The organism is Ureibacillus thermosphaericus, from assembly GCF_002370195.2.
Lineage (GTDB): Bacteria > Bacillota > Bacilli > Bacillales_A > Planococcaceae > Ureibacillus > Ureibacillus thermosphaericus.
This window is the reverse complement of sequence record NZ_AP018335.1, coordinates 2,322,137-2,342,141: the sequence shown is the minus strand read 5'-3', so window position 1 is coordinate 2,342,141 and position 20,005 is coordinate 2,322,137. Positions and strand designations below refer to the sequence as shown.

At 36.1% G+C, this 20,005-nt stretch carries 12 protein-coding genes and 1 pseudogene; 3 read left to right on the top strand and 10 right to left on the bottom strand.

Going from position 1 to position 20,005, the window contains the following annotated elements:
- Positions 1-287: 287 nt before the first annotated feature.
- Both UtA1_RS11260 and yfkAB read left to right on the top strand, forming a co-directional pair.
- Positions 288-2,204 carry a right-handed parallel beta-helix repeat-containing protein gene (locus tag UtA1_RS11260; protein WP_096551089.1) on the top strand — a complete coding sequence of 639 codons (1,917 nt, stop codon included), beginning with the start codon at positions 288-290 and terminating at the stop codon, positions 2,202-2,204.
- A 135-nt stretch (positions 2,205-2,339) separates the two neighbouring features.
- The gene (gene yfkAB, locus UtA1_RS11255) at positions 2,340-3,452 is read left to right on the top strand and encodes a radical SAM/CxCxxxxC motif protein YfkAB (RefSeq protein ID WP_016838073.1); all 1,113 of its coding nucleotides are present in this window, start codon (positions 2,340-2,342) and stop codon (positions 3,450-3,452) included.
- Between the two features lie 173 nt (positions 3,453-3,625).
- On the opposite strand, the gene UtA1_RS11250 is transcribed toward yfkAB, so the two are convergent.
- A complete protein-coding gene (locus UtA1_RS11250; protein WP_096551087.1) occupies positions 3,626-5,467 on the bottom strand; it encodes a dynamin family protein in 1,842 nt (613 codons plus the stop codon).
- Positions 5,468-5,735: 268 nt separating this feature from the next.
- On the opposite strand from UtA1_RS11250, the gene UtA1_RS11245 reads away from it, so the two are divergent.
- Positions 5,736-6,755, top strand: coding sequence for a C39 family peptidase (locus UtA1_RS11245; protein WP_096551085.1), 1,020 nt, complete (start codon positions 5,736-5,738; stop codon positions 6,753-6,755).
- Between the two features lie 344 nt (positions 6,756-7,099).
- Here UtA1_RS11245 and leuD read toward each other — a convergent pair whose 3' ends face one another.
- The 9 genes and pseudogenes from leuD to ltrA form a co-directional block, all read right to left on the bottom strand.
- Entirely contained in the window at positions 7,100-7,693 is a 594-nt protein-coding gene (gene leuD, locus UtA1_RS11240) for a 3-isopropylmalate dehydratase small subunit (RefSeq protein WP_016838070.1), read from the bottom strand.
- Positions 7,694-7,711: 18 nt separating this feature from the next.
- Positions 7,712-9,124 (bottom strand): 3-isopropylmalate dehydratase large subunit, encoded by a 1,413-nt coding sequence (gene leuC, locus UtA1_RS11235; protein WP_016838069.1) that lies wholly within the window; start codon positions 9,122-9,124, stop codon positions 7,712-7,714.
- A gap of 15 nt (positions 9,125-9,139) precedes the next feature.
- Entirely contained in the window at positions 9,140-10,237 is a 1,098-nt protein-coding gene (gene leuB, locus UtA1_RS11230; RefSeq protein WP_016838068.1) for a 3-isopropylmalate dehydrogenase, read from the bottom strand.
- A gap of 129 nt (positions 10,238-10,366) precedes the next feature.
- Positions 10,367-11,911, bottom strand: coding sequence for a 2-isopropylmalate synthase (locus UtA1_RS11225; RefSeq protein ID WP_016838067.1), 1,545 nt, complete (start codon positions 11,909-11,911; stop codon positions 10,367-10,369).
- Positions 11,911-12,924: a ketol-acid reductoisomerase gene (gene ilvC, locus UtA1_RS11220; protein WP_016838066.1), complete on the bottom strand. Its 1,014-nt coding sequence runs from the start codon at positions 12,922-12,924 to the stop codon at positions 11,911-11,913. Before ilvC ends, UtA1_RS11225 begins: the two co-directional genes overlap by 1 nt.
- Positions 12,925-13,036: 112 nt before the next feature.
- Entirely contained in the window at positions 13,037-13,558 is a 522-nt protein-coding gene (ilvN, locus tag UtA1_RS11215; RefSeq protein WP_016838065.1) for an acetolactate synthase small subunit, read from the bottom strand.
- On the bottom strand, positions 13,555-15,312 hold the full coding sequence (gene ilvB / locus UtA1_RS11210; protein WP_096551082.1) for a biosynthetic-type acetolactate synthase large subunit: 1,758 nt from the start codon (positions 15,310-15,312) through the stop codon (positions 13,555-13,557). Before ilvB ends, ilvN begins: the two co-directional genes overlap by 4 nt.
- A gap of 422 nt (positions 15,313-15,734) precedes the next feature.
- Entirely contained in the window at positions 15,735-17,405 is a 1,671-nt protein-coding gene (gene ilvD, locus UtA1_RS11205; RefSeq protein WP_096551081.1) for a dihydroxy-acid dehydratase, read from the bottom strand.
- A 459-nt stretch (positions 17,406-17,864) separates the two neighbouring features.
- Positions 17,865-19,121: pseudogene (gene ltrA / locus UtA1_RS11200) on the bottom strand (group II intron reverse transcriptase/maturase).
- Between the last annotated feature and the right edge of the window lie 884 nt (positions 19,122-20,005).

The window sequence follows — 20,005 nt, the reverse complement described above, 5'->3', positions numbered from 1 at the left end:
AAACCTTTAATATAAAAATTTAACATTTCATAAAATGAAGCGTACTCACCATTATGACTTAAATTTCAATACTTCTCACCACAACCCCAAATGGCTTTTATACACTTATTCAAGGAAATGACCACTTTACTCCTCTGTCCTTACTGAAGAAGGAATTAAATCCTTATACCATTTTAACGAAGACCCCTTATAACGACATCATTTTTTTACTTAGTTTCATTAAAAAAGGATTAGAATTCCAATTTTTTAGTGAGAATAGTTATATGTAAGTTTTTAGGAGGGGTTAAATGGTAATTCGTTTGTTTTACAATTTGATGTTTTCAAAATATAAAACACTAAAAGGTGCATTAGCTAAAGCGAGTAACGGTGAAGCAGTACAGCTGTTACCTAAAAAATATAAAGAATCAATTCAATTTGAAAAAGATATGACACTCATTGGTGATGGGAATGGTCAAACCGTTATTGAAGGAATGTTTATCATTCCCAAGAACGTTCGTATTACGTTTAAAAAAATGAAAGTTTCACCGACTGCCCAATTATATGTTGAGGGTGAAGCGATTTTTGAACACTGCATCATCGAAGGAAATGTGGATGTACTCATTACAGTAAACGGAGGATATTTAAAAGGTGTTAATAGCAATTTTAGAAAAGCAAAAGAAGTAGGAATCGCACTCCTAAATAATAGTAATGGTGTATTTATCAACTGCAAGTTTCATCATAATGGAAAAATGCAGCTTTTTGCAAAAAACTCAAAAGCTTTTTTAGAATCATGTGAATGTTCAAATGCTTTGAAAGGATTTTGGATCACAGATCAATCTTTTATGCAAACAAAGAAATGCCATTTGCACCATCACGCAGAAAAACAAATTTCAGTGGAAAGATCAACATACATGGATTTTAATAGTTCAATTGAACGTGGTGAAGGATTTGGAATTGTAGTCGAAGAAGCTTCAGATGTTTTTTTACATTCAACCATTCTTTACTCCCATAATGCTACTCAACTCTTTGTTGACAATAGTGTATTGAATGGAAAGCAATGCACAATTCAACATGGAAATGAATGCGGTGTCATCTTGCAAAATAGTGATGGAACACTATCCCATTGTGAGATTTCAAATCATCATAATATCAATGTTCAAGCAAGAAAAAAATCTAAAATGCAAATTGAGCGTTGTGAAATTCATTCAGGACATGAAAATGGATTATTAATAAGTAAAGAATCTATAGTCAATTGTAATGAAACGGTTATTAAAGATCATTTATCCGCTCAAGTGGCAATCACCGAAAAGTCGTTTTGTTCTATGAAAGATTGTTTAATTGTAAATGGCCGACACGTTGGAATATATGTAGAAAAAAAATCTGAGTGTATGCTCCTCCAATGTCAAATTACGCAAAACAACAATTCCGCTATTAATGTTGATCGCGGAATCATGAGAGTATACCGCTGTGAAATTTCAGAAAATAACGGAAACGGAATATTGGCAGTGACAAATTCATTGGTGGAAGTAGACGGGTGCAACTTTTATTACAACCAAATGCCCCATATTGCATGTAAATCAAAGGTAAAAATTTATTTAAGCAATTCGGATTTTCAACGTGGTAAAAGTATATTTCTGTTACATCGTTGTGAGATTTACGCAATTCACACGAAGTTTCATAATAGTATGAATGTACAAATTGAAATAAATGATCATTCCACTGCAAAATTCGAACATTGCCAAATATATAATGGAAAATCCTATGGAGTAAAGGTTTTGAAAGATTCAAACTTCTTTTTCTATCATAGTCAAATCTTCCAACATGATTTAGCTCAAATTGTTGTCAATGATAGTTCCGTTATATTGAATAATTCTGAGATTTATCAAGGGAAACGAAATGCTTTATTTATTCAAAACCACAGTGAAGTGTATATTCAAGAAAGTTTTATTTCGAAACATTTACAAGCTCAAATTTGGATTGATTACGAATCCATATTAGAGCTCATGAGTGTGCAATTAACAGATGGAGCGCATTCAGATTTACATGCGCAAAATCAATCAAAAATCTATGTAGAAAATAGCATTATTCGCAATGACAAATATCGCTATAATGTGCAAGCATTAAACAATTCAAAAATTGAAATCGTCAAAACCATCGTTGAAAATAAATACGGTGATGTGTACTATAGCGAAAATAATAGTTCCATCAATAATTCCGATTATTGATGGAATTTTTTGTTGTAGTTTAGCTAAATGTTTACTGATATATTATGAAAAATGTTCTATTTGCTGCAATTTTAGTTTTCGAAACTAGCAAACTATGAGAAAATAGTTAGTTGGAAAGGAAGAGATTCGAAAGATATGACTACTTTAGAAAAAATTACTCCAAATTATGATCCGTGGGAAAGTTATTTAGATGTTATGCAATACGGAAAACTTGTATTGTCGAATATTGAGTTTACAACAACTTATTTATGCAATATGCGCTGTGCTCATTGTGCGGTTGGATACACTTTACAAACAAAAGATCCAGATGCACTACCTCTTGAATTACTGTTAAAACGATTGGACGAAATTCCAACATTAAGGTCTTTGAGTATAACTGGCGGAGAGCCAATGCTTAGCAAAAAATCAATTCAACATTATGTGAAACCAATTTTACAATATGCCCATGAACGAGGAATTCGTACGCAAATTAATTCGAATTTAACCCTTGATTTAGAAAGATATTTGGAAATTGCGCCTTATATTGATGTGCTCCATATTTCTCACAATTGGAGTACGATTGATGAATTCGTTGAAACGGGCTTTGCGATGATGGATAGAAAACCAACTTATGAACAGAGAGCGAAATTGTTTGAACGTATGATTGAAAATGCTCGCGCTTTAAGTGAACAAGGTGTCATGGTTTCGGCGGAAACGATGTTGAACAAAAAAACGGTTCCATACATTGAACAGATTCATCATCAAGTAGTTCATGAAATGAAGTGTAAAAGGCACGAAATACACCCAATGTACCCATCCGATTTCGCTTCGTCATTAACAAGTCTTTCATTGGATGAAACACGCGATGCCATTCGCCATTTACTCGACATTCGAGATGAAAATACGTGGATGCTATTTGGTACACTTCCGTTTTATCATTGCAGTAAGAAAGAAGAAGATTTAGCATTGTTAAAACGATTAAAAGAAGCAAAAAATGTGACGTTGCGCAATGATCCGGATGGCCGTTCTCGTTTAAACGTCAATATCTTTACAGGAGACGTTATTGTCACTGATTTTGGTGACACTCCTCCTCTTGGAAATATTCAATCAGATTCATTAGTAGAAATCTTTGATAAGTGGTTGGATACACCTTTAGCAAAATCATTAAATTGCCATTGTCCAGCTGTGAAATGTTTAGGCCCTAATGTGCTTGTGAAAAACATGTATTATCCTAATGTAACATTTGAAAGTGGTTCAGCTAAGAAATAAAAATGGTGTCTAGAAAGTCGAAAGCTTTCTAGACACCATTTTACTTAATGAACATAAATCTTTGCTTCTGCGGTAGTCGAAACAAGTTTCTAATATCCTCATCGCAAATAAATTGGACTAAAGTTGCGCCACAGTTACAAAGGGACCGTCTTTTTCAGCCGACAATTTTGTGATTAATGATCGAAATTCAAAATCTGTTGAAAATCGATTGCCATCGGAATTGGAGGAATTTCGGATACTATATCTGATTCTGTTAAATTTAAAGGATAAAATGAATATTTTTCTTCAAAATCTACAGATATAGTGAGATTCTGTTCTATTGAGTCAATCGTAATATTAGATAATAATGCTTCGGTTGAAAAATCAACATTTGAAATATGATCGATTGTTGATAAAACATGATGAAGTTCTTCTTGTGAATATGGCAAAGATTCATTTTCTAATAATGGTTTCATTTCTTGCTGAAGAAATTCTTGTATTTCACGTATACATTGAAACTCATTTAATTTATTTACATATTTTTCTATATTCCTCTGCTGTTTTTTTCTGTTGCTATTTAATAAATGAGCTTTATTCATTATTTTTTCAAGTTGTTGTTGAGTTAAATCATTAATATGATCTTGGGTATTATATAAATCGTTAAGTAAATCAAGTTCAAGTCTTTTAATAGAATTATATGCATCTTTACACTTACACTGTAATTGATTCAGATGTTCTGCCTTCTTTAATAATAAATTGATTTCATTAGAATTGTCTTGAATTAATGGTTTTACAAACTTTTTACGTAAAAGCTTCTTTTCTTGTTTTTCAAAATATTGATATTCCAGCATATATTCACTATGAAGTTTTCGATATTCTCGCACTTTTTCATGATACTTTATTGCAAGTGTAACAAATAGATCAACTCTGTCGTCTTTTAAATATTTTTCAAATTCAAGAACTTGTAGTAACTGGTATAGCGTTTGAATATTTTTAAATATTTGGCTAATATGAGCATATTCTTTTTCATATTCAGATAAGATTTTTAAATCTCTTTCATAGCTTGAACGTTCTATCGTATTATTGAATGCTGCTAGATTTTTCATATAATTTGCAGCGGACAAATAAGGTTCGCGTTCCGGTATTAACTTTACTTCCCTTTCGAATAATTCAATCCACTGTTTAAATCGAAAGGCAATGTTTTTAGCCCTTTTTATGTTTTGCTTCGATAAATGGTTTATTTTAGTATGCAAGACGTTAATATGGCTATCAATATAAAGCTGCATATTATGGGATTTTTTTGCCTCCATCGCTTGTTGGATGGAAACACCAATAAATTCTTCGACGAAATCACCGTAGCGTTTTTTTTCAGATGCGATAAAATCTTCTATAATTTTGTCTTCATATTTGCTAGTGTTCAAAATAAAAAATGGCTTTTTCCCCATTTGATGAATCTTCTTTAATTGATCTAATTCTTCTTGTAATAACACTGTGTCATAATTCAATACCCAAAACACATCGTCTGCTCGCTGTATAAGCGTTTCAGATATATATAAATCCCCTTTTTGCCCTGCTTCCAACGGTGCCGAATCAATAAATATGACGTTCTTTAGTATTTCACAGTCAATATAAATCTCTATATAACTCAAATATTTTCGGAGAATATCCCCAACAAGTGTATTTGTATCAATGAATAGATGTAAATGTTTCATATCGAAATGAACAATTGTTCCATCTACAAATATTGCCTTTATTCTTTCTTTTTTTCCGTACCGAATCAAAGTATTTACATGCGTTCTGTTTCCTTCAGGCAGTATATTTCTACCAATGAGTGCATTGATTAGTGAAGTTTTTCCTGCTTTTTCCTTACCAATAAATAATACGATATATGGAGATTCAGCATCTTCAATCAGTTGTTTTAATTTATTGGAAGTATATTTTATATACGCATTTTTTTCTACTTTTGAAGAAAGTGTTTTTAATTTCTCAGTGAATCCGTTATTGGATTTTGTTAAAAAACTATTTTTTCCAATCATCGAATCAATCCTTTATCCTTTTATATAGTATAATTATATATGGTTTCTTTTATTGGAAATTGTATCTAAAGTGAAAATAAGAAAAGATGCTCACGGTTTTTTTACAAATTAGTCATTTGAACTTATTCGTTTTTTGGAAAAACAGAAATGTTAGTATTTTTTTTTTGATAAATGTAAAAATAATATAAAGTTTTGTAGGAAAATACGCTTAGGAATTAATAGTAAAAAAGCGATAACGTTTTTTGAGAATTACATTAGAGGTGGCATCATGAAGATAAGAAATCAATCAGCAATTTTATTCGGTATGTCCATCGCATTACTAACTGGTTGTGGAAGTATGATTGAGAGTGAAGAATTAAAGTTATCGAGCAATCAACAATATAGCCCAATGCAGCTTTCTATGGAATCACAAGAAGTGTTGACGGTTCAAACGGTGGAATTTTCTAGCAAAGAAAGCGTGGCCAAATTAGGGGTTGCATTATTTGATTTTGAAACAAAGCAAGAGATTGAGCGAGGAATTGTTGACCAAAACGGAATGGTTCATTTTGAGCAAGTATTTCCCGAAGTACTTTATGATATTGTTATTTATCGCATTACGGATCATGGAGAATGGATGGAGCAATCTCGAGAAAGTATTGTATTTAATCCTTCAAAACCCATTATACAAATTGAAACGTTCAATGTTTCACCTAAAGACAGTTTAAAGGTGCCAGTGGTACTGCAAAATCCTGAATTACCAAACGGTTGTGAAATTACATCATTGACTGCCATTTTAAATTACTATGGCATCAAAATGGATAAGCTTCAAATGAATGAATATTTACCTAAATCAAAAGTATATACAAAAAATGGCGTCACATATGGACCAGATCCAAATAAAGCATATGCTGGGGATCCGAAAGAAAAAGATGGCGGTTATTATGTATATGCTCCACCATTGGTAGATGTTGCAAATAAAGTATTAGCAGAAAACAATTTGGAATTCCGAGCATTAGATTTAACGAATGCCACGAAACAAGAACTAATTGACTATGTTAAATCTGGTGTTCCTGTATTAACATGGGTAACAATCGATTGGAAAGAACCACGCAAATTTAGTCATTGGGTAATTGAAGGAACAAATCAAAAGCATGGGGTTTATAAGAATTTACATGCAGTAGTGTTGACTGGTTATCAAAATGGAAAAGTGACGATTATGAATCCATTAACAGGCATCGAGAAAATTGATGAAAAAACATTTTTCCGTACCTATAAACAGTTAGGTTCCCATGCATTGGTAATATTGTAGCGATTGTAGCACTTTCATGTATTTTCTCATTTGAGACAAAAATTCATAAGATGAAGTTTTATGCGGTCTCTTTTTTGGAGCCGCATCATTTTTTTAAATTACACCAACAGTGAAGTTTTTTTGGATGCCAACAAAACTTTCTACTTCCTTATTAATCAATTTTATTTAGAAAAATTTTCGAGCTAAAACTCCTGTATTAAAGACTGATGACAATATATAAGTTCAACATTAAACGGTTTAAATAAGAGAATAGAGGGTATTTTTAGAGCTTTTTAAGAACAATTCTCAACCGTATTTTATTACATTAAAAAGAGCGTCCAAAATGACGCCCTTTTTTAATAAATTTATTTAAATACAATTCGTTTTTCTTCATATTCTTTAATTTTATCTTCATATTTAAATGTTAAAGCAATTTCATCCCAACCATTTAACAACATTTCTTTGTAGTATGGGTCGATGTTAAAGTGGTAAACTGCTCCATCTTCCCCTGTGACAGTTTGTTCAGATAGATTTACTTCCACTATATAAGGTTTTTGGAGTCCTTTCTCCAATATTTCGTCCACTTCTACTTCTTTTAATTTAACAGGCAAAATTCCATTTTTGAAGCAGTTGTTATGGAAAATATCTGCAAAGCTTGGAGCGATAATCACTCTAAATCCGTAATCCAATATCGCCCATGGTGCGTGTTCCCGGGACGAACCACAACCAAAGTTATCCTGTGCTACTAGAATTTTTGCTTCTTTATATTCGGGTTTATTTAATACGAAGTCTGAAATTTCATTTCCATTTTCGTCGTAACGCCAATGGTAAAACAAATATTTACCAAATCCAGTACGTTCAATACGTTTTAAAAATTCCTTTGAAATGATTTGATCTGTATCGACATTTTTTCGATCCAATGGTGCTATGACACTTTTGATGATATTAATTGGCTCCATTTTTAACCCGCCTTTCAATTATGCTTCTTGTTTTTGTTTCAAATATTCTCGGACATCGACGAAACGACCTTCGATTGCAGCAGCTGCTGCCATTGCTGGACTGACTAAGTGCGTACGTGCACCAGCTCCTTGACGCCCTTCAAAGTTTCGGTTGGAAGTGGATGCACAACGTTCTCCTGATGGAATGATGTCTTCGTTCATGCCAAGACAAGCGGAACATCCGGAATTGCGCCATTCAAAACCAGCTTCAATAAAGATTTTATCTAAGCCTTCTTCTTCAGCAGCTTTTTTCACTGAGTGAGAACCTGGAACAACGATTGCTCGAACGCCCGGTGCCACTTTCTTCCCTTTTACAATGCTTGCTGCTGTGCGCAAATCTGATAAACGGGAATTTGTACAAGAACCGATAAAGACGTGCTGAATTTCAATGGATGTAATTGGTTGCCCTTCTTCTAATCCCATATATTCTAGCGCTTTTCTTAAAGCTTGCTTATCTGTTTCGGATTCGTAATCATCTGCAGTCGGTACATTTTTTGTTACACCTGTCCCCATCGATGGATTTGTACCCCAAGTTACAACCGGTTCGATTTCACTTGCATCAATTTCAAGAACTTTATCATAGGTGCATCCTGGGTCAGATGCTAAACTTAACCAGTATTCAGCTGCTTTTTCAAATTCTTCTTTCGGTGCAAAACGACGACCACGTAAATATTCAATCGTTTTTTCGTCAGGTGAGATTAATCCTGCTTTTGCTCCAGCTTCAATGGACATATTACAGATTGTCATGCGCTCTTCCATTGAAAGATTACGGATGGCTTCCCCTGTAAATTCAATAATATGACCTGTACCTAAGCCAACTCCCCATTTTGCAATAATGGCTAATATGATATCTTTTGCAGTGACACCAAAACCTAGTTTTCCATTTACACGAACTTCCAAAGTTTTTGGTTTATTTTGCCATAATGTTTGAGTTGAAAGAACATGTTCTACTTCTGAAGTACCGATACCAAATGCTAATGCGCCAAACGCACCATGTGTGGAAGTATGGGAGTCGCCGCAAACGATTGTTTTCCCTGGTTGTGTCAAACCTAGTTCAGGTCCGATTACATGAACAATTCCTTGATCTGGATGGCCGATATCAGCGAGTTGAATTCCAAATTCTTCACAGTTTTTTGCTAATGTGTTAATTTGTTTTTTCGCAATAGGGTCATTGATTGTATAAATATCTTTCGTAGGGACATTGTGATCCATCGTTGCAAAACATAAATCTGGACGACGAACTTTTCGACCAGCAAGTCTTAATCCTTCAAAGGCTTGTGGAGAAGTTACTTCATGTATTAAGTGAAGATCGATATATAATAAATCTGGTTTCCCTTCTTCTCGATGTACAACATGTGATTCCCAAACTTTTTCAATAATATTTTTCGCCATCTTAACCACCAACCTTTAAATATATGATTCCATGATGCTATCAGCTACAAAACTTGTATCGATTTCAGCGATGACTTTGTCAGTCCATTCATCAGTTGTTAAAGCATGTTCTTTATCCTTCGCTAAATCCATTGTGAAGTAACCATCTTCGAATACAGCATTTACTGCACGTTCAATCTCTGCAGCTTCTTCTTTTAAACCAAAGGAATATTGAAGCATCATTGCCACTGAAAGAATCGCTGCTGCTGGATTTGCAATACCTAAACCTGCGATTTCAGGAGCGGATCCGTGAACCGGCTCGTATAGACCAAAAGAATCTCCCCGGATGGATGCAGATGGTAGCACCCCTAATGATCCGGTAATAACAGATGCCTCATCGCTTAAAATATCTCCAAACATATTATCCGTAACAACGACATCATAATGGCTTGGATTTGTGATAAGCTTCATGGCAACGGAGTCTACTAAGTTATGTTCCACTTCAACTTCTGGATATTGATGCTTTTTCTCCTCAACCACTTCACGCCATAAACGTGATGTTTCAAGAACATTTGCTTTATCTACCGAGCAAAGTTTACCTCGTCTTAATTTTGCAAGTTCAAATGCATTATCTACAATTCGTTCAATTTCTTTACGAGTATATATACTTAAGTCACTTGCTTCTGATTCTGTACGTTTCTTTTCTCCGAAGTATATTCCCCCAGTTAATTCACGGACAATCAATAAATCAACATTATCTGCAACTTCTCTTTTCAAAGGAGATGAATCAAGTAAACTTGGAAAAGCTTTTACAGGTCGCAAATTTGCAAATAAGTCAAAGGTTTTGCGAATTTGCAATAATCCTTTTTCTGGTCTTAATTCAGGAGGATTGTTATCCCATTTCGGACCACCTACAGCACCAAGTAAAATAGCATCGCTCTGTTTACAAAGTTCAATCGTATCTTCTGGAAGTGGAGTGTTAAATTGATCAATCGCAGATCCTCCGATTGATGCATAAGCTAATTGAAAGTCATGTTTATATCTTTTCCCGATAGCTTGAAGTACCCGAACAGCTGCTGCAACGACTTCAGGACCAATACCATCACCAGGAAGAACCGTAATTTTCTTTTCCATGTTATAAAACACCTTTCTATAGAGATTTAAAGAGTAAAGGAAAACCCAATGTTTAACAAACGCCATCAAATTTTTGGTTATTTGATGGCGTACGAAATGTATGTTAATACATTACTAGATTTAATAATTTTATATTTGAGCTACATGTTTCTTTACGAAGTTTTCGTGAATGATATGTCTGTTAATTGCGTCAATAAATGCATTAGCAGTTGCTTCAAGAACGTCTTGAGCTGAGTCGCGACCTGTTGTAGTGACGTCATTATAACGAATTTTAACAACGGCATCTGCTAAAGCATCTCGTCCTTTGCTAACAGATTTTACTTGGAAATCCAATACATTTACTTTTGTATCAACTAATTGTTCAAGCGTATTAAATATCGCTTCAACTGATCCGGCTCCTGTTGCTGCAAGTGTCTTAGTTTCCCCTTCAGGAGTAGTGACAGAAGCAGTTGCCGTTGGAATATTATCTGTACCATAAGATACTTGAACGCTATTTAATTCAAATTTTGCGATATTTTCAATTGAAACGGATTGTTCAGTTAGCAATGTAATTAAATCTTCTTCCGTAATCTCTTTTTTGCGATCTGCAAGCTTTTTGAATTCTTCAAAAGCTTTATTTAATTTTTCATCCGATAATTCGAAGCCCATTTTTTCAGCTCGATCACGGAATGCAGCGCGACCAGAGTGTTTACCGAGAACAAGTGGAACTTCTCCTTCTCCAACTAATTCAGGAGATATAATTTCATACGTTTCTTTATGTTTTAACACGCCATCTTGATGAATTCCAGATTCATGGGCAAAGGCATTTTTACCAACAACCGCTTTATTTGGAGGCACTAAGAATCCTGTTAAACGACTAACTAATTGAGATGTTCTTTTTATTTCTTTTAAATTGATGCCCGTTTCAGCTTGATAATAATCATTTCGAATATGAAGGGCTACCGCAATTTCTTCTAAAGAAGCATTTCCTGCACGTTCACCAATTCCGTTAATAGTACATTCGATTTGATCTGCACCATTTTGCATTGCTGCTAATGAATTGGCAACAGCCATTCCTAAGTCATCATGACAATGGGCTGAGAATTTTACTCTCTCTGAACCTCGTACATTTTCTTTTAAATATCTGAATAATTCACCATATTCTTGAGGTGTAGCATAGCCAACTGTATCGGGAATGTTAATTGTTGTGGCGCCAGCTTCAATAACTTTTTCGATAATGCGAACTAAAAATTCGCGATCAGAGCGGAAACCATCTTCTGCTGACCATTCAACAAGAGGAAAGAATTTTTTCGCATATTTTACTGCCTCTACCGCTTGTTCCACGACTTGATCAGGTGTTTTTTTCAATTTGTATTCCATATGGATTGGACTTGTTGCTAAGAATACGTGTACATGTGGCTGTTCAGCAACTTTCAATGCTTCCCAAGCGCGATCGATATCATGTTGTACACAGCGAGCTAGACCTGTGACGATTGAGTTTTTTACAGTGCTTGCGATTTTATTCACTGCATCAAAGTCACCAGGGCTAGAAGCAGGAAAACCTGCTTCTATAATCGTTACCCCAAGGCGTTCTAATTGTTTTGCAATTTCAATTTTTTCTGCGGTATTTAAGTTAATGCCAGGTGATTGTTCACCATCGCGTAAAGTTGTATCAAAAATATCAATCTTTCTCACTATTTAATCACTACCTTTCGATTTCCAGCGTTAATGAAAGGCATCATTTGACGCAACTCAGCACCCACTTTTTCAATTTGATGCTCTTTCTCTTTTTGTTTGTATTCGTTGTATTGTGGACGACCATTTGCATTTTCTTCTAACCATTCTTTTGCAAATTTACCACTTTGAATATCTTCAAGTATTTTTTTCATGTTAGCTTTTACATCTTCGGTAATTACACGTGGACCTGATACATAGTCACCCCATTCAGCTGTATCTGAAATTGAGTAACGCATGTTAGAGAATCCACCTTCGTAAATCAAGTCAACGATTAGTTTCATTTCATGTAAACATTCGAAATATGCACTTTCTGGTTGGTATCCAGCTTCAACTAATGTCTCAAAACCAGCTTTAATTAAGTGAGTTACCCCACCGCAAAGTACTGCTTGCTCACCGAATAAGTCAGTTTCCGTTTCTTCTTTGAACGTTGTTTCAAGAACGCCTGCACGAGCAGAACCAATTCCTTTTGCCCAAGCAAGAGCAAGATTTTTCGCATTGCCAGTAGCATCTTGATATACACCAATTAATGCTGGTACACCCGCACCTTCAGTGTAAGTACGGCGAACTAAGTGACCAGGTCCTTTTGGTGCCACTAAGAATACGTCCACATCAGCTGGAGGTACGATTTGTTGGTAGTGAATATTAAATCCATGAGCAAATACTAGTGCATTTCCTGGCTCTAAGTTTGGAGCAATTTCTGCTTCATACACTGCTTTTTGAACTTCATCTGGAAGCAAAATCATGATGACATCCGCTTCTTTTGAAGCCTCAGCAACAGTTTTTACTGCTAAGCCATCTTCTTTTGCTTGTTCTGCAGATTTACCTGGGCGAATACCTACGCGTACATCAAAACCAGATTCTTTTAAGTTTTGAGCGTGTGCATGCCCTTGAGAACCGTATCCGATTACTGCGATTTTTTTCTCTCTTAATACTGTTTCATCGATTTCGTTATGATAGTACATTTTTGTCATTTTAATTTCCCCCTAATAATTGTTAATTTTCAAAAGATTTATATTATTTCAATGTCAAAGATAGTTCTGAAAACTAACTTTGCATTGTGACGTTAAGACCACTTTATTCGCTTTATTTTAAAAGTGAAAGGGTTGGTTGATCATAGAAGTTTTGTTGTACTTCTCGTACTGTAGCAGTAACACCTGTTCGAGTTAATTCTTTGATGCCATATGGTCGAACAAGTTCGATAAAAGCATCGATTTTATCCGGATGTCCAATCACTTGATATGTGACTACATTTTTAGAGGTATCCACAATTTGAGGTCGAAATGGCTCAACAATTGCATTCATTTCCAGCCTTAAATTCGGCGGTGAAACAACTTTTACAAGTGCCAATTCGCGTAGAACAATCGCTTTGTCAGTAATGTCATTCACCTTTAAAACATCGATTTGTTTAGATAATTGTTTAATGAGCTGTTCCAGTTTGACATCATCTTCAATATTAACTACTAGCGTCATTTTTGAGATATTTGGCTGTTCTGTATGACCAACTGTAATGGATTCAATATTGAATTGTCTTTTCATTAACAATCCTGTTACGCGGTTCAGTACGCCGCTTTGATTGATAACATTTACAGTAATTACTCGTTTCAAATTCTTTTCACCCCTACCATTTCATGAAGCGCCTTACCCGATGGCACCATTGGATATACATTTTCTAATTGCTTTACTCGGCAATCAACAACCACCGGTTCATCGGAATTTATCGCTTCAGTTAAGATTTTTTCTGCTTCATCCATATTTCTAATGCAATATCCTTTTAGTCCATAGGCTTCAGCTAGTTTAACAAAGTCTGGTTGAACTGGCATTAAACTTTGTGAGTAGCGGCTTTCATAGAATAATTCTTGCCATTGACGTACCATGCCGAGCGCTGCATTGTTTATGATAATTACCTTTACTGGTAGGTTGAATTCTTTTAATAATGCAAGTTCTTGGGCTGTCATTTGGAAACCGGCATCTCCGACGATGGAGATTACTTTTTTATCCGGCTTGGCAAATTGAGCTCCAATAGCAGCTGGGAAACCGAATCCCATCGTTCCTAGGCCACCAGATGTCACCCATTGATGACTATGATTTTGAAGATAGTATTGAGCAGCCCACATTTGGTGTTGCCCTACATCAGTCGTAACAATAGCATCACCGTTAGTGATGGCGTGAATCATCTCGATTACTTGCTGTGGTAACATTTCTTTTTCATCTTCCACATACCAATATGGATACTCTGTTCTCATATTGTTTAAATAATCAATCCAACCTGCCGTATCTGGCGCTTTAAAATCATTTTTCAATAAAGATTTCAATGCTTCTTTAGCATCAGCAACAATTGGAATGTCTGTACGAATGTTTTTGCCAATTTCAGCTGGATCGATATCGATATGAATGATTTTTGCTTTCGGAGCAAATCGTGATGTATCACCTGTTAATCGATCATCAAATCGAGCACCGATATTAATAATTAAATCTGACTCCGTGATAGCATTGTTAGCTACGACTGCACCGTGCATTCCACCCATACCATAATTTAGCTCATGATTGCCCGGAATACTTCCTAATCCAAGTAACGTAGTAACCACTGGAAGTTTGTATTTTTCGACAAATTCTACGAGTTCTTCACTAGCGTTCGCAAATAGTACCCCTGCTCCAACAAGAACAACCGGTTTTTTTGCTTCACTGATTGCTTGAATAGCTTTCTGAATTTGCAAATAATTCGGTTTATAAGTTGGCTGATAACCTGGCAAGTAAACTTCATCTGGTACATTCGCTTTTGATTCATCAAAAATTGCGTTTGAAATATTTTTTGGCAAGTCGATGAGCACTGGCCCTTTTCTACCTGTATTTGCAATATGAAAAGCTTCTTTTACAATTCGTGGAATGTCGTTTACATCTTGGACTTGATAATTATGTTTTGTAATTGGTGTTGTAATTCCAATAATATCAGCTTCTTGGAATGCATCAGAACCAATTACATTTGTTGCCACTTGCCCTGTAAAAATGACTAATGGAATGGAATCAATCATCGCATCGGTGATTCCTGTTACTAAATTCGTTGCACCTGGACCGCTTGTTGCGATGACAACCCCTGGTTTATTTAAAACACGCGCATATCCTTCTGCTGCGTGGATTGCTCCTTGTTCATGACGAGTTAAAATATGTCGTATCGGATTTTTATACATTGCATCATATAAATGTAAAACTGCACCACCTGGATAGCCAAAGACGATATCAACACCTTGCTCTTGCAATGCTTGAATTAAAATTTCTGCACCATTTTTAGGTTTGTTTTCAATTTTTTGCATTTCTGCTGGTGTGGCATCAATTTTTGCGTTTGTTGACGCATTCGCAGTCATTGTATATACATCCTCCTTCTAAATCTCTAAAATAAAAAAGCCTTTTTCTCCAACGCAAAAGAAGACCTTTTGCGAAGGGATGAAAAAGACTTTTCATGGTACCACCCTTTTTCGTAGCGAAATCGCTACCTCTGCGAATAGCTGTAACATCCCATCTCATTGAAGAAATAAATCTTCAACTGCAACTTAGATGGGAAAGCTATTCATTGGTAACGGTGCACGAAATAGTGCCCGGAGCTATCTAATTGCATTACGCGTTTAATAGCTCACTCCGAGGGGATGTCGGATATAGTTGTATCATCGGCTTCCACCAACACCGACTCTCTGGTAGATACAATGCTCTATATCCTTTAACCTCATCATTGAGTTAAACAGTTATTTGCATATTTTTAATGTTCCTATTCATCTTAATTTTAAGAAAATTATATTTTCATAATGCCGCCTTTAGAAGCGTTTGTCACAAGTTTTGAATATCTTGCTAACCATCCGGTTTTGATTTTTGGTTCGAATGGTTTTAGTTTATTGCGACGATTTTCTAATTCTTCATCTGAAACTTTTAAGTTGATTGTGCGGTTTGGTAAATCGATTTCGATTATATCACCATTTTTAACTAAAGCAATAGGGCCATCTTCAGCTGCTTCAGGTGAAATATGCCCAATGGAGATGCCACGTGATGCACCACTAAATCGTCCATCTGTAATGAGAGCAACCTTCGTTCCAAGACCTCTACCGACTATAGCAGAAGTTGGAGCAAGCATCTCAGGCATACCAGGACCACCTTTCGGTCCTTCATAGCGAATCACTACTACGTGTCCTTCCCTTACCTTTCCTTCATCAATTGCAGCTAAAGCTTCTTCTTGAGAATCGAAAACAATCGCTTCGCCAGTAAACACTTTTATAGATGGATCAACAGCACCTACTTTAATGACAGAACCTTCAGGTGCAAGGTTTCCATAAAGAATTGATAAACCGCCAACTGGACTATATGGGTTATCTTTCGTTCGAATTACATCGGTATTTGTAATTTCATAGTCTTGAACAAGTTCACCTATTGTTTTACCTGCAACTGTAGGACGATCTGGATGAATGCAGCCAGGGATTTTTGTTAATTCGTTTATGATGGCACTTACTCCACCAGCCTTATTAATGTCATCCATCGAAATATCAGATGCTGGCATGATTTTTGCAATATATGGAACACGTTCAGCAATTTTATTAATGTCTTCTAAGTTATAATCAATTCCCGCTTCATTAGCGATGGCTAACGTATGTAATACCGTATTTGTAGAACCGCCCATAGCCATGTCTAAAGCAAAAGCATCGTCAATTGCTTCTTTTGTAATGATGTCGCGAGGACGAATATCTTCTTCAATCATGCGAATTAAATGTCTTGCTGCTTCACGAATAAGTTCTTTTCTTTGTTCACTCGTAGCAACGATTGTACCGTTGCCGGGAAGAGTAACTCCGAGCATTTCCATTAAACAGTTCATAGAATTTGCCGTAAACATTCCTGAACAAGATCCGCAAGTTGGGCAAGCATTCATTTCAATATCTTTAAATTCTTCTTCAGTCATTTGACCTGACTTATACGCACCTACTCCTTCAAATACTGAAGATAATGAAAGTTGTTTTCCTGTAGAACTTCTTCCCGCTTCCATTGGTCCACCGGAAACAAATATTGAAGGAACGTTTGTGCGAACTGCAGCCATTAACATTCCAGGCGTGATTTTGTCACAGTTTGGAATGAAAAAGACGCCATCAAACCAGTGAGCATTAATCACTGTTTCAGCAGAATCAGCAATGAGTTCACGGCTAGGTAAAGAGTAGCGCATTCCGATATGACCCATCGCAATTCCATCATCAACACCAATTGTATTGAATTCAAATGGAATTCCTCCTGCTTCAATGATTGCCTCTTTAACTTCTTCAGCAAATTCACGTAAGTGTACGTGACCAGGAATAATATCGATGTAAGAGTTACAAACACCGATAAATGGTTTACCTAAGTCTTTAGGTTTTACTTTCCCCGTAGCATATAGCAAGCTACGGTGAGGAGCACGATCAACTCCTACTTTAATCATATCACTTCTCATACTCTCAAACGCCCCTCACAAATACTAATATTTCCAATGTAGCGATAACGGGTAATAATCATTTCTCCGACTGATGGTTATAATAATTTCTTAAAGTTCTTTGGAAAAAGTGTCGGTGAAATTGTTGTCATAATAGTACATAAATGACCCTTTCGTCAACCATATTTTTTAAATTTTTTATAAAATTTCAAAAATTCAATTTTATTGCAAACGTTTTCTTTCTACGTTTTGTTGGAATTATTCTTATACTTTCAATTTTTTTCTGAATTTAATAAAAATAAATTTTTTTCAGATTCAACTATTATTATTGGAATAATAAACGATTTCATTTTGAGAAATTCGTGAAAAAGCGTTGTAAATAGAACTTTCTCAATGAAAAATCGAGTAGGAGGGAGCGATTAACTCCCGTCCTCTCACACCACCGTACGTACGGTTCCGTATACGGCGGTTCAATTAAGATCATTGACGCAAGTTTTCATAACGAGCTTCAAGACTTTTCAGCCCTTGGTTTCTCCAATAGGAGTTACCAAGGGTTCTGTGTAATATTGGACTATTTGAAATACGCCAATAACTCTTCCGAGTATTTCCCCATTCATACGCTTGCCCTTGTGGTACGCCAAGTTGAATAAGGTTGCGTATCTTTGTTTTCGGTTTCTTCCAGTTCTTCCATAGACACATTCGAAGTCTTCTACGAATCCATTTATCTAATCCAAGGAATATAGATTTGGTGTCTGCTAACGCAAAATATCCACACCATCCCATTAGATATTGATTCAGTTTCTGAATGCGGTATTCCATCGGGTAGGGCATCTTGCGTGATGTGATTTCACGAACTTTATTCTTCACTCGTTTAAGGCTTTCTTTTGCGATACGAACCTTTGGCTCTTTATGATAGGTAAAGCTAAATCCTAGAAACTTACGTTTCCATGGACGGTCGACCGCTGATTTCTTTTCATTTACTTTCAGTCGTAGTTTTCCTTCAATAAATCGCTAGATACTTGCCATTGTGCGAAGTCCTGCTCGTTTACTTTTCACGTAAATGTTACAGTCATCCGCATATCGAACGAATTTGTGTCCTCTTCTTTCCAATTCTTTATCTAGTTCATCTAGTACAATGTTAGATAGTAGCGGACTTAATGGTCCTCCTTGTGGAGTTCCCTCAAATGTGTTTGACACCACACCATTAATCATGACTCCCGATTGTAAATACTTACGAATCAATTTCAGTAATGGTTTATCTTGGATTCTCTTCGCGAGTGTACCCATTAATCTGTCATGGTTGACCTTATCAAAGAATTTCTCCAAGTCCATATCTACGACCCATCGATGTCCATCTCTTATATATTCTTTCGCTTTCCTCACCGCATCATGAGCACTTCGGTTTGGTCGAAATCCGTAGCTGTTTTCAGAGAATGTAGGGTCATACACTTTTGAAAGTACTTGGGCGATTGCTTGTTGAATCAAACGGTCTGTTACGGTAGGGATTCCTAGTAAACGAACACCGCCGTCAGGTTTCGGGATTTCGACTCTGCGGACTGGCATTGGTTCATAAGTTCCCTTGAGAATTGCCTTCTTAATAGATAGCCAGTTTTCGACTATGTGCTGTCGTAAGTTTTGTACAGGCATCATATCTACTCCATGGCTTCCTTTATTCTGTTCTACACGTTTTAATGCTTGAAGCATGTTCTCCCGTGACAGGATTTGATTCAAAAGCATCGTTATTCTCCTTCCGTGAATAGCTGTTCTCTTTATGCCAGTGGTCACTCCACCCTCCAAGAGGTCCCCCACGGGATTCACCGCTTCCTTCCTCAAGTGAGGTACTACGTTTTCTGTGTTCATCATGACTCACTGAATGCCAAGGGCTATTCTCTCTTAATTGTTCGGTCCTTCTTAGTTGTTCTAGACCAACTAATACTATGACCTCTGCTGACTTCTGACGGTTCAGCTACTTATCACTAAGTAGGTTATGAAGCGTACTTCACCTATCCGCCAGACCTCCCCGGGTAAGTACATGCACTTTCACACCATCTATCCGCCTCATTTACTCGATATGACCTTCGACAGAAAGAGCTTTGTTTTGTTTGGCAAACTCACTCAATCATACCTAGCCTTATATGAGGTTCGTGTTCCTCGGACCGGTGTTTTGCCTCCAGCTTCCTTCAGATTCCGCGTCACCACGGACACCCTTGCTCTTGGCTAACCTCTACTTCTGTCTTCGGGGTTCGGGACTTACACCCTATAGTTCATGTACATGCCGGGCGCACCAAAAAGACCCGACCAATAAGTTAACTTATTGGTCAGGTTCAAATAATCAAAATCAATATTTTAATGTTTTTGCTCCTGTGGTCGTCACATCCAACTATCCCTCATCATGAAAGCGTTAGCACCAGACGAAGGGGAAGTGCCTCAAAAGACTTTTCAGACTCCTCCCTTTTCTATTAACCTATTGGAACAATCGCAAAATCGATTGCTAAATTGAAAAATACGATTGTGTGAATGATAGCAAATATAATCCCCTGTCGATCTAAATTTCTTGTCATATTCATATAGATCCACCCCATCCCCCGTTAGTTTTGTCTTCTTTGTGAACATTATATGAC

What these genes read in the sequence shown, in the direction of transcription:
- ilvC (WP_016838066.1), bottom strand. Translation starts at nt 12,924, where the DNA reads ATGACAAAAATGTACTATCATAACGAAATCGATGAAACAGTATTAAGA.
- UtA1_RS11260 (WP_096551089.1), top strand. Translation starts at nt 288, where the DNA reads ATGGTAATTCGTTTGTTTTACAATTTGATGTTTTCAAAATATAAAACA.
- ilvB (WP_096551082.1), bottom strand. Translation starts at nt 15,312, where the DNA reads ATGACTGCGAATGCGTCAACAAACGCAAAAATTGATGCCACACCAGCA.
- yfkAB (WP_016838073.1), top strand. Translation starts at nt 2,340, where the DNA reads ATGACTACTTTAGAAAAAATTACTCCAAATTATGATCCGTGGGAAAGT.
- UtA1_RS11245 (WP_096551085.1), top strand. Translation starts at nt 5,736, where the DNA reads ATGAAGATAAGAAATCAATCAGCAATTTTATTCGGTATGTCCATCGCA.
- leuD (WP_016838070.1), bottom strand. Translation starts at nt 7,693, where the DNA reads ATGGAGCCAATTAATATCATCAAAAGTGTCATAGCACCATTGGATCGA.
- UtA1_RS11250 (WP_096551087.1), bottom strand. Translation starts at nt 5,467, where the DNA reads ATGATTGGAAAAAATAGTTTTTTAACAAAATCCAATAACGGATTCACT.
- leuC (WP_016838069.1), bottom strand. Translation starts at nt 9,124, where the DNA reads ATGGCGAAAAATATTATTGAAAAAGTTTGGGAATCACATGTTGTACAT.
- leuB (WP_016838068.1), bottom strand. Translation starts at nt 10,237, where the DNA reads ATGGAAAAGAAAATTACGGTTCTTCCTGGTGATGGTATTGGTCCTGAA.
- ilvD (WP_096551081.1), bottom strand. Translation starts at nt 17,405, where the DNA reads ATGAGAAGTGATATGATTAAAGTAGGAGTTGATCGTGCTCCTCACCGT.